Origin of the sequence: Mesorhizobium sp. M1396 (assembly GCF_040317725.1) — a bacterium.
Taxonomy (GTDB): Bacteria; Pseudomonadota; Alphaproteobacteria; order Rhizobiales; family Rhizobiaceae; genus Mesorhizobium.
In genome coordinates, this window is the sequence record NZ_JAMYLA010000015.1 from 1 (window position 1) to 16,814 (window position 16,814).

19 protein-coding genes and 1 riboswitch are annotated in these 16,814 nt (G+C 62.5%); of the genes, 8 read left to right on the forward strand and 11 right to left on the reverse strand.

Annotation, left to right across the window (positions count from 1 at the left end):
- The first annotated feature begins 303 nt into the window (after window positions 1-303).
- Window positions 304-618 carry a DUF1330 domain-containing protein gene (locus NKH02_RS11940; protein ID WP_502913804.1) on the forward strand — a complete coding sequence of 105 codons (315 nt, stop codon included), beginning with the start codon at window positions 304-306 and terminating at the stop codon, window positions 616-618.
- Between the two features lie 62 nt (window positions 619-680).
- Here NKH02_RS11940 and NKH02_RS11945 read toward each other — a convergent pair whose 3' ends face one another.
- From NKH02_RS11945 to metX, 4 genes are all read right to left on the reverse strand, one after another.
- Complete coding sequence (locus tag NKH02_RS11945; protein ID WP_352878919.1) at window positions 681-1,673, reverse strand: glycosyltransferase; 993 nt, start codon at window positions 1,671-1,673, stop codon at window positions 681-683.
- A 136-nt stretch (window positions 1,674-1,809) separates the two neighbouring features.
- On the reverse strand, window positions 1,810-2,610 hold the full coding sequence (locus NKH02_RS11950) for a Stf0 family sulfotransferase (protein WP_352879114.1): 801 nt from the start codon (window positions 2,608-2,610) through the stop codon (window positions 1,810-1,812).
- A gap of 11 nt (window positions 2,611-2,621) precedes the next feature.
- Window positions 2,622-3,236 carry a methionine biosynthesis protein MetW gene (metW, locus tag NKH02_RS11955; RefSeq protein WP_352867954.1) on the reverse strand — a complete coding sequence of 205 codons (615 nt, stop codon included), beginning with the start codon at window positions 3,234-3,236 and terminating at the stop codon, window positions 2,622-2,624.
- The gene (gene metX / locus NKH02_RS11960; protein WP_352867951.1) at window positions 3,233-4,402 is read right to left on the reverse strand and encodes a homoserine O-acetyltransferase MetX; all 1,170 of its coding nucleotides are present in this window, start codon (window positions 4,400-4,402) and stop codon (window positions 3,233-3,235) included. The genes metW and metX overlap by 4 nt, the downstream gene beginning before the upstream one ends.
- A 112-nt stretch (window positions 4,403-4,514) precedes the next feature.
- Window positions 4,515-4,592: riboswitch (SAM riboswitch) on the reverse strand.
- A gap of 135 nt (window positions 4,593-4,727) precedes the next feature.
- On the opposite strand from metX, the gene hisC reads away from it, so the two are divergent.
- Both hisC and NKH02_RS11970 read left to right on the forward strand, forming a co-directional pair.
- Window positions 4,728-5,837: a histidinol-phosphate transaminase gene (gene hisC, locus NKH02_RS11965; protein ID WP_352867949.1), complete on the forward strand. Its 1,110-nt coding sequence runs from the start codon at window positions 4,728-4,730 to the stop codon at window positions 5,835-5,837.
- Window positions 5,838-5,843: 6 nt separating this feature from the next.
- Window positions 5,844-6,779, forward strand: a complete 936-nt coding sequence (locus NKH02_RS11970) for a prephenate/arogenate dehydrogenase family protein (protein WP_352867948.1) — start codon at window positions 5,844-5,846, stop codon at window positions 6,777-6,779.
- Between the two features lie 7 nt (window positions 6,780-6,786).
- On the opposite strand, the gene NKH02_RS11975 is transcribed toward NKH02_RS11970, so the two are convergent.
- On the reverse strand, window positions 6,787-7,710 hold the full coding sequence (locus tag NKH02_RS11975) for a sugar kinase (RefSeq protein ID WP_352867945.1): 924 nt from the start codon (window positions 7,708-7,710) through the stop codon (window positions 6,787-6,789).
- Window positions 7,711-7,720: 10 nt separating this feature from the next.
- Entirely contained in the window at window positions 7,721-8,719 is a 999-nt protein-coding gene (locus NKH02_RS11980; RefSeq protein ID WP_352867943.1) for a DUF2125 domain-containing protein, read from the reverse strand.
- Between the two features lie 151 nt (window positions 8,720-8,870).
- Here NKH02_RS11980 and NKH02_RS11985 point away from each other — a divergent pair, with 151 nt between their 5' ends.
- The 3 genes from NKH02_RS11985 to NKH02_RS11995 all read left to right on the forward strand — a co-directional run bounded on the left by NKH02_RS11985 (window position 8,871) and on the right by NKH02_RS11995 (window position 11,178).
- Window positions 8,871-9,392 carry a gamma-glutamylcyclotransferase gene (locus tag NKH02_RS11985; protein ID WP_352867940.1) on the forward strand — a complete coding sequence of 174 codons (522 nt, stop codon included), beginning with the start codon at window positions 8,871-8,873 and terminating at the stop codon, window positions 9,390-9,392.
- 121 nt (window positions 9,393-9,513) lie between these two features.
- Window positions 9,514-10,461, forward strand: coding sequence for an aldo/keto reductase (locus tag NKH02_RS11990; protein WP_352878922.1), 948 nt, complete (start codon window positions 9,514-9,516; stop codon window positions 10,459-10,461).
- 90 nt (window positions 10,462-10,551) lie between these two features.
- Complete coding sequence (locus NKH02_RS11995; protein WP_352878924.1) at window positions 10,552-11,178, forward strand: LysE family translocator; 627 nt, start codon at window positions 10,552-10,554, stop codon at window positions 11,176-11,178.
- Between the two features lie 22 nt (window positions 11,179-11,200).
- Here NKH02_RS11995 and NKH02_RS12000 read toward each other — a convergent pair whose 3' ends face one another.
- Together NKH02_RS12000 and NKH02_RS12005 are read right to left on the reverse strand one after the other, a co-directional pair.
- Window positions 11,201-11,989, reverse strand: a complete 789-nt coding sequence (locus NKH02_RS12000) for a lysophospholipid acyltransferase family protein (protein WP_352867935.1) — start codon at window positions 11,987-11,989, stop codon at window positions 11,201-11,203.
- A gap of 116 nt (window positions 11,990-12,105) precedes the next feature.
- Window positions 12,106-13,008, reverse strand: coding sequence for a LysR family transcriptional regulator (locus NKH02_RS12005; RefSeq protein ID WP_352878927.1), 903 nt, complete (start codon window positions 13,006-13,008; stop codon window positions 12,106-12,108).
- Between the two features lie 122 nt (window positions 13,009-13,130).
- On the opposite strand from NKH02_RS12005, the gene NKH02_RS12010 reads away from it, so the two are divergent.
- Both NKH02_RS12010 and NKH02_RS12015 read left to right on the forward strand, forming a co-directional pair.
- A complete protein-coding gene (locus NKH02_RS12010) occupies window positions 13,131-13,601 on the forward strand; it encodes a nuclear transport factor 2 family protein (RefSeq protein WP_352878930.1) in 471 nt (156 codons plus the stop codon).
- 21 nt (window positions 13,602-13,622) lie between these two features.
- Entirely contained in the window at window positions 13,623-14,273 is a 651-nt protein-coding gene (locus tag NKH02_RS12015) for a pyridoxamine 5'-phosphate oxidase family protein (RefSeq protein ID WP_352878933.1), read from the forward strand.
- A 4-nt stretch (window positions 14,274-14,277) separates the two neighbouring features.
- On the opposite strand, the gene NKH02_RS12020 is transcribed toward NKH02_RS12015, so the two are convergent.
- From NKH02_RS12020 to ftsE, 3 genes are all read right to left on the reverse strand, one after another.
- On the reverse strand, window positions 14,278-15,003 hold the full coding sequence (locus NKH02_RS12020) for a YdcF family protein (protein ID WP_352867930.1): 726 nt from the start codon (window positions 15,001-15,003) through the stop codon (window positions 14,278-14,280).
- Between the two features lie 86 nt (window positions 15,004-15,089).
- Window positions 15,090-16,085, reverse strand: coding sequence for a cell division protein FtsX (locus tag NKH02_RS12025; RefSeq protein WP_352878936.1), 996 nt, complete (start codon window positions 16,083-16,085; stop codon window positions 15,090-15,092).
- Window positions 16,078-16,737 carry a cell division ATP-binding protein FtsE gene (ftsE, locus tag NKH02_RS12030; protein ID WP_010911739.1) on the reverse strand — a complete coding sequence of 220 codons (660 nt, stop codon included), beginning with the start codon at window positions 16,735-16,737 and terminating at the stop codon, window positions 16,078-16,080. The genes NKH02_RS12025 and ftsE overlap by 8 nt, the downstream gene beginning before the upstream one ends.
- Between the last annotated feature and the right edge of the window lie 77 nt (window positions 16,738-16,814).

Consider the following 16,814-nt stretch of genomic DNA (forward strand, 5'->3'; position numbering starts at 1 on the left):
GCGATTGAAACGAAAAGTGGCGGCCTGGGACGACGAATTCCTCGTAAGCGTCATCTCACGATAATTAACTCACCCGATTCCCCTGCGGTCCATGGCCCGCGCGAGATAACGAATTCCCATTGTTAGCGCTCCAATTGCAACAGCACTGCCGGACAGAGCATTTGCGAATCACCACGGAAGCGACACGCGCGACCGATAGCGCGTATTCCATTACCTCGGACGTAATCGCTTTGCGCTCAACGTTTGAGCAGATTGCTGTTGCGAGGCCAGCTGGTCGGCTTCGATACAAAGGGAATACAAATCATGACCGCTTACGCCGTTGCCCATATGCGCCAGGCCACGATCGGCCCGCAGATCGTCGAATATCTGCACAAGATCGATGCCACGCTGGAGCCTTTCGGCGGCCGTTTTCTGATTCATGGCGGCGATGTGGAGGTGATTGAGAACGACTGGCCTGGTCATCTGATCATCATCGAATTTCCCGACAGGCAGCATGCGCGCAACTGGTGCAGCTCGCCGGCCTACCAGGCGATATTGGCGCTGCGTACGGACATTCAGAGTCCGACGTGGTGTTCGCCGACGGCGTCGAACATCCGCACAAGGCCACGGATGTTCTGAGTTGACTGGTCCCAGATCAATGCAACGTTGCGGGCGTGGCTCAAGGGATCGCGACAAATCGCCTAGCTGTGCCCGACATAGTCAGGCACGGTCTCGATTTCGTCGCGAACCATGCCGGCAGCGAAACTGAACTGGCCCCAAAACGCCAAGCCATAAAATGCCTGACCGACAATCAGGGAAAATGGAATTTGCCAAAGCGGCATCCCTGCTTCTCGGGCATGGCCAACGATACGTCGTGTTGTGCGCCACGACATGGTGAACCATCGGCTGAACGACTTCGCCACCCGTTGCGTGCGGCTAGGCGCACTAAGCTCCACATATTTGCGGTCGGCATCGCGACCGGTTACCAGTGCACGCCAGTAAAAGAATTTCCAGCCACGTGGCGAGTAATGGTAAGCGCGTGCATTGACATTATAGATCTTGTGACCTTCAAGTTTTAGCTTGCGCATCAGCAATGTGCAGGAGACTTTGAACCCATTATGTTTTGGAAAAGGATTTTTTGTAATCCAGTCGCGCCGAAAAGCTATATTATTGGCATTAATTGCCCTCTTTGAAGCAAATCTCCCGTCTCCATGTGCCATTGGAAAAAACCAAATCAAAGCAAATGTTCTAGAAAAGAAGTCATCATGCAATAGGTAGGTATATCCGTTCACGCAAACAATTTCAGATTGTGCGAACGGCTCAAGTAAAGTTGATAGCCATCCGGGGTCAGCTACGGTATCTGAGTCGGATAAGACAATTACGTCCCCATCGGCTTTCAAGATTCCATTATTCTTCAGGTCGTAATATCGCCCTCCTGGGCAAGCGGCAAAGATGACGTCGGCAACTCGTTCCAGTTGCGGCGCTTCCGCTGTGATGTCGCTACGAAGCGTTTTTGCATCCGCCTCTGTTCCGCCGTGGGAGATGACAACCTTCGGTCTGGCCAAGCCGGCTGAGGAAACCGAAGTGATTTCACGCGCCAGCGCCTTCAGTCCAACGCCGACTTCGCCCCAATCTATGGATTTGGCGTTCTCCATTTCCAAGACGAGCGAGTATGTTGCGCGTTCCTCAACCATCTCTGCACCGACCATTTATCAGCGTCTAGGTGGCTATCGTCGCCGCAACCCAATGTAAAGACAACCCTACGGATCAAGCGGCAGTAGATTCGCAAAGCGCTCCTTGCCACCTATGATCTTCACATCGCCTTTTCGATCAGATCGGACGCTGGCCCAGGTTTCTAAGAGTGCCGAAAGCGCGATGATTGCTGAGGTTGAATTTTGAGGGGTCCGAGTATTGCGACAAGAAGCGCTCCCTCCACTCCCTATTGACGTTGTCTCGTTGGATTTCGAGACCTGAACTGGGGGCTGGTGCAGATTCAGCAGATTCAAATGTGAGTTGCGCGCCTACCAGACCCGCGACTTTCTCAAGGCTGGCCTGTGGATTTGCCAAGAGTTCCTCGTATGTCAAGGACAGGAAAGACAATCCGTTTTTTGCAAGCCAGATGTCCCACGACAGATTCTCCAGCACGATTTTTTCAAGGGCCTCCGCTATCGATGCGCCGTCATAGCGTGGTGAGTTCTGAACAGCCTCAGTAGAGCGAAACCGACCGGTCTGACGAGCGCGTGACCAAGAGATTGCCTGACCAAGGAGATCGCGGCGAGTCAAGCGCACGTAGTGCAGTCCTGGAAGGCTGGCTGGGAGATCCACAGTCTCGGCCACCTGCAAAAACTGGCTTGCAAACAGTTTGGCAGCGTAAATTCCAGAGGGAGACCGCCCATCTTTCAATGCACGCAAAACCTGGGCACGGGGATCGCGAGGATAGTTCGGCATTGCGAGAACACGGCGGCCACCGAACCACTCGAGGGGGTTGCCAAGCTCGGTGGCTGCCATCAATCCGGCCAGATGATTGCTGCCGCTGCGCGGTGAGGTGCAGATGAGAATTCCGGCTTTCAACCCAGCCAGCATTTCCGGCGGGATTTCAACTGGCAGAGGGCGCCTACGAAAAAGATGCATGGCGATCAAGACTACCGCTTCAGCAAGAACACAGCCTGCTGGCCGAAGAAATTCCAGAACCACCACGGCATCGACAGGCCGATCTTCTGGCCATTGGCGTCGAGTGCGGTTGCTTTTTCAACCGTCGCGCCGAGTTCGTCGCACAGATTGACGAAGTCGCGGATGGTGCAGAAATGGATATTGGGCGTGTCGTACCAGGAATAGGGCAGGTCCTTGGTCACCGGCATGCGGCCGTTGAGAAACAGCGAAAGGCGCACGCGCCAATGGCCGAAATTGGGGAAGGACACGATCGCCCGGTTGCCGATCCTGAGCAATTCGTCGAGCACCAGCTTCGGGTTGCGGGTGGCCTGCAGCGTCTGCGACAGGACGACGAAGTCAAAGCCCTTGTCGGGATAGAATTCGAGGTCCTTGTCGGCATCGCCCTGGATGACCGAGAGGCCGCGCGCCACGCATTCGTTGACGCCGCGCTGCGACAGCTCCAATCCCCGGCCATCGACCTGCTTGCTGTCTTGCAGCAATTCGAGCAGCGAGCCGTCGCCCGAGCCGACATCGAGCACGCGGGACCGCGGCGGGATGAGATTGGCGACGACCTCGAGGTCGACACGCTGGTCGCGGTTGACGCTCATTGGCTCAATCCTCTCGCCCGGGCCGCCGAGCCGATGAAGCCATTGATGGCGGCAAACAGTTCCGGCTCGTCGAGCAGGAAAGCATCGTGGCCGCGATCGGTCTCGATCTCGACGAAGGATACCGACGCGCCGGCCGCGTTGAGCGCATGCACGATCGAGCGGCTCTCCTCGGTCGGAAACAGCCAGTCCGAGGTGAAGGACACCAGGCAGAAGCGGGTTTTGGTGCCGGCAAAGGCGTCGGCCAACCGGCCGCCATGGTCGGCGGCGAGGTCGAAATAGTCCATCGACCGGGTCATGTAGAGGTAGGAATTGGCGTCGAAGCGATCGACGAAGGTCATGCCCTGGTGGCGCAGATAGCTCTCGATCTGGAAGTCGGCGTCGAAGCCGAAGGTCAGAGCTTCGCGATCCTGCAGGTTGCGGCCGAATTTCCGGTGCAGGGCGGCCTCCGACAGATAGGTGATGTGGGCGGCCATGCGCGCCACCGCCAAGCCCTTTTCCGGGCGTTTGCCGTGTTCGAAATATTTGCCGCCATGCCAGTCCGGATCGGCCATGACAGCTTGCCGGCCGACCTCGTGGAAGGCGATGTTCTGCGAGGAATGGCGCGCACCGGTGGCGATCGGCAGCGCCGAGAAGACGCGCTCCGGGTAGCTCGACGCCCATTCCAGCACCTGCATGCCGCCCATCGAGCCGCCAAGCACGCAGAACAGCTTTTCGATGCCGAAATGGTCGATCAGCATCTGCTGCGCGCGCACCATGTCGCGGATGGTGATGATCGGCAGGTCGAGCCCATAGGGTTTGCCGGTGGCGGGATTGGTCGAGGCCGGTCCGGTGGAACCCAGACAACCGCCGATGACGTTGGAGCAGATGACGAAGAAGCGGCTGGTGTCGATGATCTTGCCGGGGCCGATCAGCACCTCCCACCAGCCCGGCTTGCCGGTCACCGGATTGGTGCTGGCGACGTGCTGGTCGCCGGTAAGCGCATGGCAGACGAGGATGGCGTTGGAGCGGGCGTCGTTCAGCGTGCCATAGGTCTGGTAGGCGATCTGGAACGGCGACAGCAGCGTACCGGCGTCCAGCTTGAGCGGTTTGTCAGGCCCAAAACGCAAAACCGGGCTCGATGGCTGGTCGGCCTCGTTGTTGGTTTTGCGAGCACGCAGAGCGGCCATTGCATCCATCTCACACCTTGATCCCTGCACCGTGCTTTTCGAAAATCGATGCCGATGCGGTATCCGGCCGGCGCGGACAACAAAAAACCGGCATTGCAGTCGCAAAGCCGGTTACAGGATGCAAACGGCCCTTTAGCAAGTTGTTTAACGTGGCTGCAAGCCGACCGGCCAAATCACCACGGAAGTTCGCACCCTTCTAGGCCCGTGGCGTGCTGGCGTCAACGGCCAGCCTTTGTCCCGAGGCGGTCACCTCTCGACATTGCGGGCCACGGCTTGTATTTCCGCTGCGGCTTCCCTGAGGAGCGTTCTCGACGGATTTTACGACATGAGCCAGACACCGGACAAGGCACGTCCAACCCCGCGCGCGGGCATCATGGACATCGATGCCTATGTGCCGGGCAAGAGCACGGCGCCCGCCGGCATCGCCAAGGTCTACAAGCTGTCATCGAACGAGAACCCGCTCGGTCCGTCGCCAAAGGCGATCGAAGCCGCGCGCGAGATTGCCGGAAAGCTCGATATCTATCCCGACGGCACCGCCAGGCGGCTGCGCGAAGCGATCGCCGAAGTGCATGGCCTGAACCCGGCCAACATCATCTGCTCGAACGGCTCCGACGAGATCCTCGGCCTGCTGGCGCAGACTTATCTGGCGCCCGGCGACGAGGCTGTCATCACCGAACACGCCTTCATGGTCTACAAGATCTACATCCAGTCGGCGGGTGCCGTTCCGGTGACGATCAAGGAAAAAGACGAGCGCGCCGACATCGACGCCATCCTGGCCGCCGTCACGCCGCGCACCAAGATCGTGTTCCTCGCCAATCCCAACAACCCGACCGGCACCTATGTGCCGTTCCAGGAGGTGCGCCGGCTGCACTCAGGTCTGCCCAAGCACGTGCTTCTGGTGTTAGACGCGGCCTATGCAGAATATGTCCGCCGCAACGACTACGAAGCCGGCATCGAGCTCGTCGGCAGCGCCGAGAACGTGGTGATGACCCGCACTTTCTCCAAGATCGGCCTTGGCGGGGCGCGGATCGGCTGGATGTACGGGCCGATGCACATCGTCGACGCAATCAACCGCGTGCGTGGCCCCTTCAACGTCAATGCAACGGCGATCGAGGCCGGCATCGCGGCGATCCGCGACCGCGCCCATATCGAGCGCAGCATCGCGCACAACGAGACCTGGCTGGCATGGCTGAGCGAGGAGTTCACAAAGCTTGGACTGCGGGTGACGCCGAGCGTCGGCAATTTCGTCCTCGTTCATTTTCCCGAGGACAACAAACATTCCGCAGCTGCGGCGGACGAGTATCTAACGGCGCGCGGCTATATATTGAGGCGCGTTTCCGGCTACGGCTTTCCCAACGCGCTGCGCATGACCGTCGGCACCGAAGAGGCCAATCGCGGCGTTGTCGCCGCACTCACGACATTCCTGAAAAGCTAGAACACCATGACATCACCGATGTTTGAAAAGATCGCGCTGGTCGGCATCGGCCTGATCGGCTCGTCGCTGGCCCGCGTCATCCGCCGCGAGGGTCTGGCCCACCACGTCGCTATCTCGACCCGCAGTGCCGCGACGCTGGCGCGAGCGAAAGAACTTGGGCTGGGCGATAGCTACACCACCGATGCGAAGGAGGCGGTTCGCGATGCCGATCTGGTCATCGTCTCGGTGCCGGTCGGCTCGTCCGGCACCGTGGCCGAGGAAATCGCACCGGCGCTGAAGCCGGGCGCGATCCTGACCGATGTCGGCTCGACCAAGGCATCCGTCATCGCGCAGATGCAGCCTTATGTGCCGGCCGGCGTCCACTTCATTCCCGGTCATCCGCTGGCGGGCACGGAAAAATCCGGCCCCGATGCCGGGTTCGCCGACCTGTTCGACAATCGCTGGTGTATCTTCACGCCGCTGCCCGATACCGACCCGGACGCGCTGGCACGGCTGTCGGAATTCTGGCGCCGCTGCGGCGCCAACATCGACACGATGGATCCCCAGCATCACGACATGACGCTGGCCATCGTCTCGCATCTGCCGCACATCATCGCCTACAACATCGTTGGCACCGCCGATGATCTGCAGTCGGTAACCAAGTCCGAGGTGATCAAATATTCGGCTTCCGGCTTTCGTGACTTCACGCGTCTTGCCGCCTCCGACCCGACGATGTGGCGGGATGTGTGCCTGCACAACAAGGATGCCATCCTCGAAATGCTGGCGAGGTTCTCGGAAGATCTGGCGTCGCTGCAACGCGCGATCCGCTGGGGTGACGGCGAAAAACTCTTCGACCTGTTCACCCGCACCCGCGCCGTGCGCCGCTCGATCATCGAGGCCGGCCAGGACATCGACGTGCCCGATTTTGGCCGCCAGGCGGTCGAACACCCGGCAAAGACCTAAGTCTGTTTCAGGCGGGCCAGGTCGCGGCAACCATGGCCAAAGTCTCGGCGCGGTCCGGGGCACCAAGCCTGCCGCCGAAGTGTAGGCATTTGAGCGCGGCGGCCGCACTGGCAAAGCGCAGCGCCTGCTCGACCGGCATGGCTTCGGCCATCCCCACGGCGAAGGCGCCGTGAAAGACATCGCCGGCGGCCAATGTGTCGACCGCTTTGATTCTCGGCGCCGCGACGTGGCGCACACAGCCTGCGGAACGGTCGTGCCACCAACTCCCCGCCGCGCCGCCAGTCACCGCGACAAAGGCGTCGGTGCGGCTGGCGAGATCGGCGCAAGCCGTTTCCGGATCGAGCGCCTGGCCGCAGACAATGCGCGCCGCCGGCTCCGATGCAACGATGTGCGTGGCGAGCGGCAACAGCTGTTCCAGGACCTCCAGCGGCGCGGTGTCGGCATCGAGGATCGCCGGCCGGCCATCGGCGCGCGCCGCCTTCAGGGCAAGTGCTGCCGCACCTGGCCAGCGGACATCGACCAGTACGGCATCGAATGCGGAGAGGTCGGCGACCGGCAAGGCTTCGGGATCGGCCTGGGCAAGCCTGTCATAGAACGGCACGATGATGCGCTCGCCATGCGCGTCGACCAGAATCGAGGCCAGCGCCGAGCGGGCGCCTCTGACGCGGCGCACAAAGGTGCAATCGACGCCTTCGGCCTCGACGCTGGCGATGAGCTGGTCGGCGATGACATCGTCGCCGGCGCTCGCCCACAGCGATACCTCGGCGCCCAGGCGATGGGCGGCGCAGGCAGCGCTGGTGGCCATGCCCGAGGCGATCTGGACGCCGTCGGAGGCGATGAACTTGCCCTGATGCACGGGCAATGTCTCGACACGCAGGATGGTGTCGAGCGTCAGCGCGCCGACGCTTAGAAGTTTTGCCGGTCTGTTCATACTGGGATGCTTAATTGAGCGGCTTGATCTTGCCCAGTGGGATGAAGCCGAACGAGGCCTTGCCCTTGACCACCTTGAGCGGCATCGACGGTTCGTTGCCGAGCACCGCCAGGGCAGAAAAGCCCTGCTCGATCTGGCTTTTCTGCTCGGGTATGGCGGCACCGAGGATGGCCGCCACCGCCTTCGGGTCCTTCAGCCTGATCATCAGATCGGCGTTGACCAGGCCCTCGGCATCGACCGAGAGCGGTCCCGAAACAGTGATGCGCGCCGTCCCCGACGACAGGTCGAGGTTGCGGATTTCGATCGCCTGGCCGCGCAGGCTTTTCACCTGCGTGCCAATCAACGCGACGCCGTTCTTCAGCGTTGCGTCGCCGCTGGCATCGAGCGCCGGCAGCACGCGCCCGCCGATCGCGCCGGGGTCGATCTCGAGATCGCCGAAACTGCCGAGATAGTCGATGTCCGACCCATTCGGCCGCAGTTGGCCGGCCGCCTTGCCGGCGCTGAACAATTGCACCGGGTCGGTATCGTCGGCCGGATCGGTCTGGCCGGACAGGCCCTCCGCCTCCAGGGCAATCCGCTGCGGTAGCGGCCACCACAATTTGACGTTGGCCTGCAGATTGTCCCAGTCGATCCACAGCGGCGCCATGCCTGGAACGGAAGTCCTGAGCGGGCCGCGCAGATTGGCAACCGGTGACAGAGGCTGGATGATCTGGGCGGCTGCGTTGAAGCTGCCGGCCGAAGCGGCGATGTTCCTGGCATCGTCCTCGTAAGCCAAATTGTCGCAGGAGACGGTAAAGCTCAGGGGATAGCCGCTGACCTGGAGGTTGGCGCAGCCGGCTTCGACGCCAGTTTTGTTCAGCGTGGCAACCGCCTTGTCGGCCTCGCTCCTGACCCGGTCAGCCAGATAAAACCAGCCGCCGCTGTAGATGGCAAACAGCACCACGACGAGCGCGGCAAGCCACAACAGGCGGCGACGTTTACTCGGCTGGCGTTCGTCACTTGACGTCATGCTTTGGCTCTCGTTAACGCATGGGTGTTGCGGACGGACAGTCGATCCCGCCAACAATAGGTAGACAGAGACGAATAGGTAGACGGGGACAGGCGGAAAAGACACCGGTCCCGGTGCGGTGTTGGCATCTTTTGCAATCAGGCGCGGCGATATGGGCGATTTTTGGGTGTTTGGCTATGGTTCGCTGATCTGGCGGCCGGGTTTCGCGCATGTCGAGACACAGCGTGCCCGCCTGCATGGCTACCGGCGCTCGCTTTGCGTCTATTCCTTCGTGCATCGCGGCACGCGTGAACGGCCGGGGCTGGTGCTCGGCCTAGATCGTGGCGGCTCCTGCATCGGCTTGGCGTTCCGCGTTCCCGGCGACTTGCGCGACGAGGTCATCGCCTATCTGCGCGAGCGCGAATTGGTCACCAACGTCTATCTCGAGCGCTTGCTCAAGATTCGTCTCGACGGAGGCCGGACGGTCGAGGCGGTGGCCTATATCGTCGACCGCCAGCACGAGCAATATGCCGGCGCCCTCGACGCGGCGGAGGCGGCGGCCGTGGTGCGCGGTGCGGCCGGCCAGTCCGGCATCAACGAGGACTATGTGCTGAGCACTCTGGAGCACCTCGAGGCGCTGGGCATTCGCGACCACTGGCTGGAAGAGGTGGCGCGGCAGGTCGCGCCTTTGTGAAGCTGGCGCTGCGGAAAAAGGCGGCCAGGCTTTTGACCTCGATCGGTCAAGACCTAGGTTAGGCTCCGAACCTCAGCCCGCGGGCGCCATTCGCCCGCCCCAGTCATCCCGGAGATACGCCTTGCAGAAACGCCGTCTCGGTCGCACCGACCTTTCCATCGCGCCGCTGGTTCTGGGCGGCAATGTCTTCGGCTGGACCGCCGACGAGAAAACCTCGTTCGACCTGCTCGACCGCTTCGTCGGCGCCGGCCTCAACACCATCGATACGGCGGACGCTTATTCGCGCTGGGTCTCCGGCCACAAAGGGGGAGAGTCGGAAACCATCATCGGCAAGTGGATGAAGGACCGTGGCAATCGTGACAAGGTCATCGTGGTCACCAAGGTCGGTTCGGATATGGGGCAGGGCCACAAGGATCTGTCCGCCGCATACATCGAAAAGGCCGTCGACGCATCGTTGAAGCGGCTGCAGACCGACACAATCGACCTCTATCTGTCGCACTGGCCGGACCCGACGACGCCCTACGAGGAAACTCTTGGCGCCTATGAAAAGCTGCTCGCCAAGGGCAAGATCCGCTATGCCGGCTGCTCGAACCTCGACGCCGCTCAGTTGCGCGCCGCACTCGATGTGGCGAGCCTGCGCAGCCTGCCACGCTACGAAGTGCTGCAGCCGGAATACAATCTTTACGATCGCTCGTCCTTCGATGGGCCATTGCGCGATATGTGCGTGGCCGAGGACATCGGCGTCATCACCTATTTCAGCCTGGCCAAGGGCTTTCTCAGCGGCAAATACCGCCGCGAGGCCGATCTTGGCCAAAGCCCGCGTGGCGGCGGGGTGAAGGACTATCTCAATGCGCGCGGATATCGCATCCTCGCGGCACTGGACGCGGTCTCGGCCAGGCATTCGGCCAAGCAAGCGGAAGTCGCACTTGCCTGGGTGATCGCGCGGCCCGGTGTGACCGCGCCGATCGCCAGCGCCACCAAGCCCGAGCAGATGGACAGCCTGATCAAGGCGGCGTCGCTGAAACTGAGCGGCAACGACATGGCCGAACTCGACAAGGCGAGCGGCTGAAGCTTTCGGCGACCGCTCCTCGCACGAACGTCCAAGACCACCCTCTTGTCTTGCCATACCGTTTTTCGCAGGGGCAAGGCAGAGGGTGAGATGACTGAGCCGCTGCTTTCGCAGCCGGACCTTTGGCGTCAGCTGCTCGCGCTGGTGCTTGCCGCCACGGTCGTCATGGGCAGCCCGGGGCCGGCAACGATAAGCGTCACAGCCGTCGGTGCCGCCTTCGGCCTGCGCCACTCGCTGGGTTATGCCTGCGGGATCATCCTGGGCACGATCGCCGTGCTTTTGGTTGTCGCGACCGGGGTCATGGCTGTGCTCACCTCGATGCCGAAGCTGGCGCCGCTGCTGGCTGTCGCGTCCGCGGCCTACATTCTCTATCTCGCCTTTAAGATCGCCACGGCACCACCCTTGGCGGCACGCGCCGCCGAGGCTTCGCGCCCGACATTGGTGGCCGGGTTTCTTCTCGCTGTCGCCAACCCAAAGGCCTATGTGGCGATCGCCGCCGTGTTCGCCGGCGCTTCGTCGAAACAAGGCGTCGCTGAGATCGGTCCATGGCTTGGGCTGACGGTTCTCGCCCTGATGATTGTCGCCATCCATGCGGTGTGGCTCGTCGCGGGAGCAGCGTTCGCGCGGTTCCTGCGCCAGCCGGCAACCTCGCGGATCGTCAATTTGGTCTTTGCCGGGACGCTGGTGTTGACCACCGCGCTGGCCGTGTTCCGCTGAAAACTGGCCCCGGAGTTTTCGCTCAGGCTTTAGCGCCGAGTTCCCGCAACCGCTTCACCGCTGTCGGCGGCAAGGCGGGTGGGTTCGGGCCGCGCGCCGCATCAATCAGGAACTGGTCGCAGGCAGCTTCCGTTTCCCCGATCAGCCGGGCCATGAATTCGTCCTTGCTCAGTCCCGGTGGAATCGGCGGCAGGAAGCGCGCCTTGATCGTGCCGGGGTAGCGCAGGAATTTCCGCCGCGGCCAATAAAGGCCGGCGACATGGGCAACCGGCACCACCGGAACGCCAAGCTGCGCATAGATTTCGACGATGCCGTATTTGTAGGCCGGCTCGTCGCCCGGCGCCCGGCGCGTGCCCTCGGGATAGATGATCAGCTGGCGAGGGTTGCGCGCCATCTCCTCCTTGGTCGCGGCGACCACGGCCTTCAGCGCCTTCGAGCGGCTGCCGCGGTTAACCGGGATCATCCGCATCTTCATGATGTACCAGCCGAAGAACGGGATCCAGGTCAGCTCTCGTTTCAAAATGTAGAGCGGGTCCTGGAGGAAGGGAAAGAAGGCGATCGCGTCCCAGAACGACTGGTGCTTGGGCGCCAGGATGAACGAGCCTGCCGGCAGGTTTTCCTGGCCGGTGATGTCATTCTTCGTTCCGGCGATCTTGTCAAAGAGCCACATCGAGGTGCGCGACCAGAATTTCGGCACGAACCAGGCGCGGTGACGGGGCGACAGGAAATAATAGGGGGTCCAGAGGATCATCTGGACGATCAGGTTGACGTAGAAGACGAAATTGAACGTCAGCGATCTGGCATAGAGCATGGGGGAGGCCCGGTGAGGAGGTGAGCGTTGGTTACACCAAGCGCGGGGAAAAAGGAAATGGCCGACGGGCGCTCCGATCGGCGATGAAGAGCGATCCGTCGACGGTCCAGGTTCCGCTACATCAACCGCGCCAACCGCTCCTTCAGGCGCGGCGCGGCAAAATCGAGGAAGGCACGCAGCTTCACCGGCAACAGGCCGTGGCCCGCATGCACCAGGCTTACCGGCCATGGCGCCGGCTCGAACTCCTCCAACAGGACGCGCAGCGAGCCGGACCGCAGCGCGGCCTCGATCTGGTAGGAGAGCACTTTGGTCAGCCCGACGCCGGCGATCGCCGCGTCGATGGCCGCTTCGGCGCTGTTGACCTGAAGCCGTGAACGGACCTGGACCGGGATTTCGGCCTTGCCCTTGGTGAAGCTCCAGGTGGCGGCGGAAGCAAGTCCCTCGAAGGTGATGCAATCGTGTGTTTCGAGGTCCTCCGGGGTGGTCGGCGTGCCGTGTTCGGCCAGATAGGCCGGGCTGGCGCAAACGACGCGGCGGATCGCGCCGACGCCCATGGCGACCAGGCTCGAATCGGGCAACTGCCCGATGCGTATGGCGAGGTCGAAATGGTCCTCGACCAGCTGGATTATGCGGTCTGCCAATGTCAGGCGGATGTCCACGTCGGGGTAGGCTGCGAGAAAGCCGGTGACGACCGGCAGCACGTGCAGACGGCCAAAGACGACCGGCGCGGTGATAGCCAGTTCGCCGGTTGGAGCGCTGTATTCTCCGGCAGCCGTGCGTTCGGCCTCACCGACGTCGTCGAGGATGCGGCGGCAGGCGGCAAGATAGGCCTGGCCGGCATCGGTCGGCGTCAGCCGGCGCGTCGAGCGGTTCAAGAGGCGTGTGTTGAGATGGCGTTCCAGATCGGAAACCTTGCGGCTGACCGTCGCCAGCGGAATGCCGAAACGGCGGCTTGCCGCGGACAGGCTGCCGGCCTCCACCGCGGCGACAAAGAGAGACATTGCTTCGAGACGATCCACAGCTTCTTCCGGAAAATGGAAGGACGAGTTGCAAATATGTCATCTGCATCGGAACGATGGAAGGCTTTATATTGTTGTTGTCGGCCTGCCTGTAGCATGGCCACAACCTGCAAGGAGCAATCATGTCCGAAGCCCGGCCACCGCTGCCGCCGTTCACAGCCGAGACATCAGCGCAAAAGGCGCGCATGGCCGAGGATGCCTGGAACTCCCGCGATCCGGCACGGGTCGCGCTTGCCTATACGACGGACAGCCGCTGGCGCAACCGGGCCGAATTCCTGCAGGGCCGCGATGCAATCCAGGCGTTCCTGGCGCGCAAATGGAGCCGCGAGTTCGACTACCGGCTGATCAAGGAGGTCTGGGCCTTCCACGGCAACCGTATTGCCGTGCGCTTCGCCTATGAATGGCACGACGACAGCGGTTCATGGTTCCGCAGCTACGGCAACGAGAACTGGGAATTCGACGACCACGGCCTGATGCGCCTGCGTATCGCCAGCATCAACGACCTGCCGATCGGCGCGGCTGATCGTAAGTATCACTGGCCGCTCGGCCGGCGGCCGGACGATCACCCAACACTGTCGGAACTCGGGCTTTAGAGCAATTCCAGGAGGCTTTCGATGAACGCGCATGCTTTCACCAGCGACGTCGCCTTCACGCCGACCGTCAAGGCGATCCAGGCACGCAAGGGTTCACGCCAGTCCTATGCCCGCGTCGAGGAGCGTGGCGGCTGGCAAGCCGTGATCACCCCTGACCTTGCCGCCTTCATCGAGATGCAGACCAGCGTCTTCCTGGCGACGGCCAATGGCGATAGCCAGCCCTACATCCAGCATCGCGGCGGACCAGCCGGCTTCCTCAAGGTGCTGGATGAACACACGATCGGCTTCGCGGATTTTGCCGGCAACCGGCAGTTCATCACGCAGGGCAATCTGGCCGACAATCCGCAGGCCTTCCTGTTCCTGATCGACTATATGCACCGCCAGCGTATCAAGCTCTGGGGTACGGCGCGCGTTGTCGAGAACGATGCCGTGCTGATGGCGAAGCTGATGCCTCAGGACTACAAGGCCCGCCCCGAGCAGGTGATTCTGTTCACGGTCTCGGCCTGGGATGCCAATTGCCCACAACATATTCCGCAGCGTTTCGAGGCGGCCGAAGTGGCGGCCGCACTCGGCGAGAGAGACAAGCGGATCGAGCGCCTTGAACAGGAGGTCGCGCGGCTCAAGGGGATGTCGGGCGCTGCCTCCAGGGCAGGCGCGGCCGCCGGGGAATAATGGTTCAGCCGCCGGCCGCGGTTTCGGCCAGCGCTATACCGGCTGGAGTTGGCTTCACCGGCACGATGCCACGCGCCAGCGCCAGCAAATATTTGTTGTACTCGGTGAACAGAACGCGCAATGCCCGCGGCTTGGTCAGCCAGCCGCCATTGTCGAGGTTGGAATTGACCACCGGATAGGGCTCAAGCTTGGCGCCATGCAGCAGCCGGCCCATTTCCAGCAGGCTGCGCGGCATATGATAATTATTGGTGACGAGGATCACCGTGCCATAGGCATGGCTCTCCACCCATTTGGCGCTTTCCTCGGCATTGCCGATCGTGTCGAGCGCGGCACGGTCGATGTCGACGCAGCAGGAGAACAATCGCTTGTCGCCACCGGTCGCCGCCTGCAACTGACGACGGCTGGCGGAAGGATGCACGCCGCTGATCAGCAGCCGCTCGCCCTTGCCTGACGCAAGCAGGTCCATCGCCGCGTCAAGGCGGGACTGGCCGCCGGTCAACACGATAATCGCATCGGCCCTGGCTGGATTGGCAGGGGTCGTCAGGTGACTGACCTTGTTGGCGAACCAGCCGAAGCCGCCGGCAAACAAAGTCGCGAGGACGAGCAAGGAGAGAGCGGACATACGCAACGCGGCCCTTATCCGGCTCACTGTGCGGCGGTCATGCGAACGGGCAACCACCACTGGCATCTGCCCAGCCGTACCGGTTGAATCCCGCGCGTCCATCGCCATATGGTTAATCCTGAAATGCGACCTTGGGTAGTTAAAAGACGCACTTTGCGTTACGTGAATTCTCCATCCGTGATCTGTCCATGTCGTTAGCCCGCGTCCGGTTGGCGGACGTCGATGTCGCTGAGATAGGCAACGACGGTGGCGTGCGAGGTTGCCGCCGTCAGTCCGCCGATCACCAGCACCATCAAGACGACACCGAGATAGCCCGCCGAGCCGATGGCGAAATTGCCGAACAGGGCGGTCGCCTGGTCGGCCTGCGGCGTTGCCATGTTGCGCGACGACCACCAGGAAAAGACGATGAAGACGAGCACAGCGGCCGCGCCCCCGGCTGCCGCGCCTTTCATGCCGGTGACCAGGAAATGCCGGCGAAACTCGCGTGCGATGAAGCGCGCTTCGGCGCCGACGAAATGCAGCACTTCGATGATGTGGCCGTTGCCGGCCATGGCGCCGCGTGTGGCGAACACCACGGTCAGCACGGTCGCCGACAACATCAGCGCCAGCACGGCGATGCCGATGGTCACCGTCGTGCGGGCCATGGCCACCAGCCGGTCGACCCAGGTGCGGTGATCGTCGAGCGAGGCGCTCGGCAGTTTCGGCGTGATCGCGGCGCGCATGGCTGCGAAATCGGGTGGGCTGCTCTCGTCGATGGTGACGATGATCAGGCGCGGCACCGGCAGCTCGTCGATGTTAAGGCCCGAACCGAGCCACGGCTCCAACAGCCTGGCGGTCGCCTCGCGATCGATAATCCGGGTCGCCTTGACGCCGGGAAATTCGCCGGCGATCTGCGAAGCCTGGGCAAGTGCTGTCTCCATGTCGAGGCCGTCGACCGGCTTAACCTGGATCGTCGCCTCACGCGAGATCTGGTTCTCCCAGACGGAAGCCGTGTCGCGCACCAGCGTCACCGCACCGAAGGTCAGGCAGGAAAGGAAGGTCATGATGGCGATGACCAGCACCAGCGCCCGGCCGGCGATGTTCTGCGCCGGCACGATCGGTGCCATCCTGCGCTGGGCGCGCGGCCTTGCCTCGGTCGCCTCGGCGTTCTGCGCTCGTTCGACAAGATGTTCGGCGGACAGTTCAGTCATAAATGTCCAGCCTTCCGCCGGCCAGGATCATGCGGCGCGCGTCGACCTGTTCCATCAGGCCGAGATCGTGGGTGGCAATCACCACGGCGGTGCCGAGACGGTTGAGTTCGATGAACAGCCGCAGCAGGCGTCGCGCCAGCGGCGGATCGACATTGCCGGTCGGCTCATCGGCCAGCAGGATCTCCGGCTGCTCGATCAGCGCGCGGGCGATCGCGGCGCGCTGCTTCTCGCCGCCGGACAGAACCGGCGGCAGCACATGCATGCGCTCGCCCAGTCCAACCCACTTCAACAATTCGGTGACATCGGTGCGGTAGCTCGCCTCCTCGCGCCCGCGCACGCGCAGCGGCAGCGCGACATTCTCGTAGGTGGTCATGTGGTCGAGCAGGCGAAAGTCCTGGAACACCACGCCGATGCGGCGCCGCAGATGCGGCAACTCGGTGCGCGAGATGCGCGAGCGGTCCTTGCCGAAGATGGTGATCAGCCCGCGCGTCGGCTTCAGCGACATGAACAGCAGGCGCAGCAACGTCGTCTTGCCGGCGCCCGAAGGCCCGCTCAGGAACTGGAAGGAGCGCTCCGGAATGTGCAGGGAGATGTCGCGGAGGATTTCCGGACCCATGCCATAACGAAGGCCGACATTTTCGAAGCGAATCAATTTCGGCGACCTGAAATTCGGCACGGCGGCGAGCCGGCCTGTTCTGGGTAAAGACCATCGGCCGGCATGGTTAACCG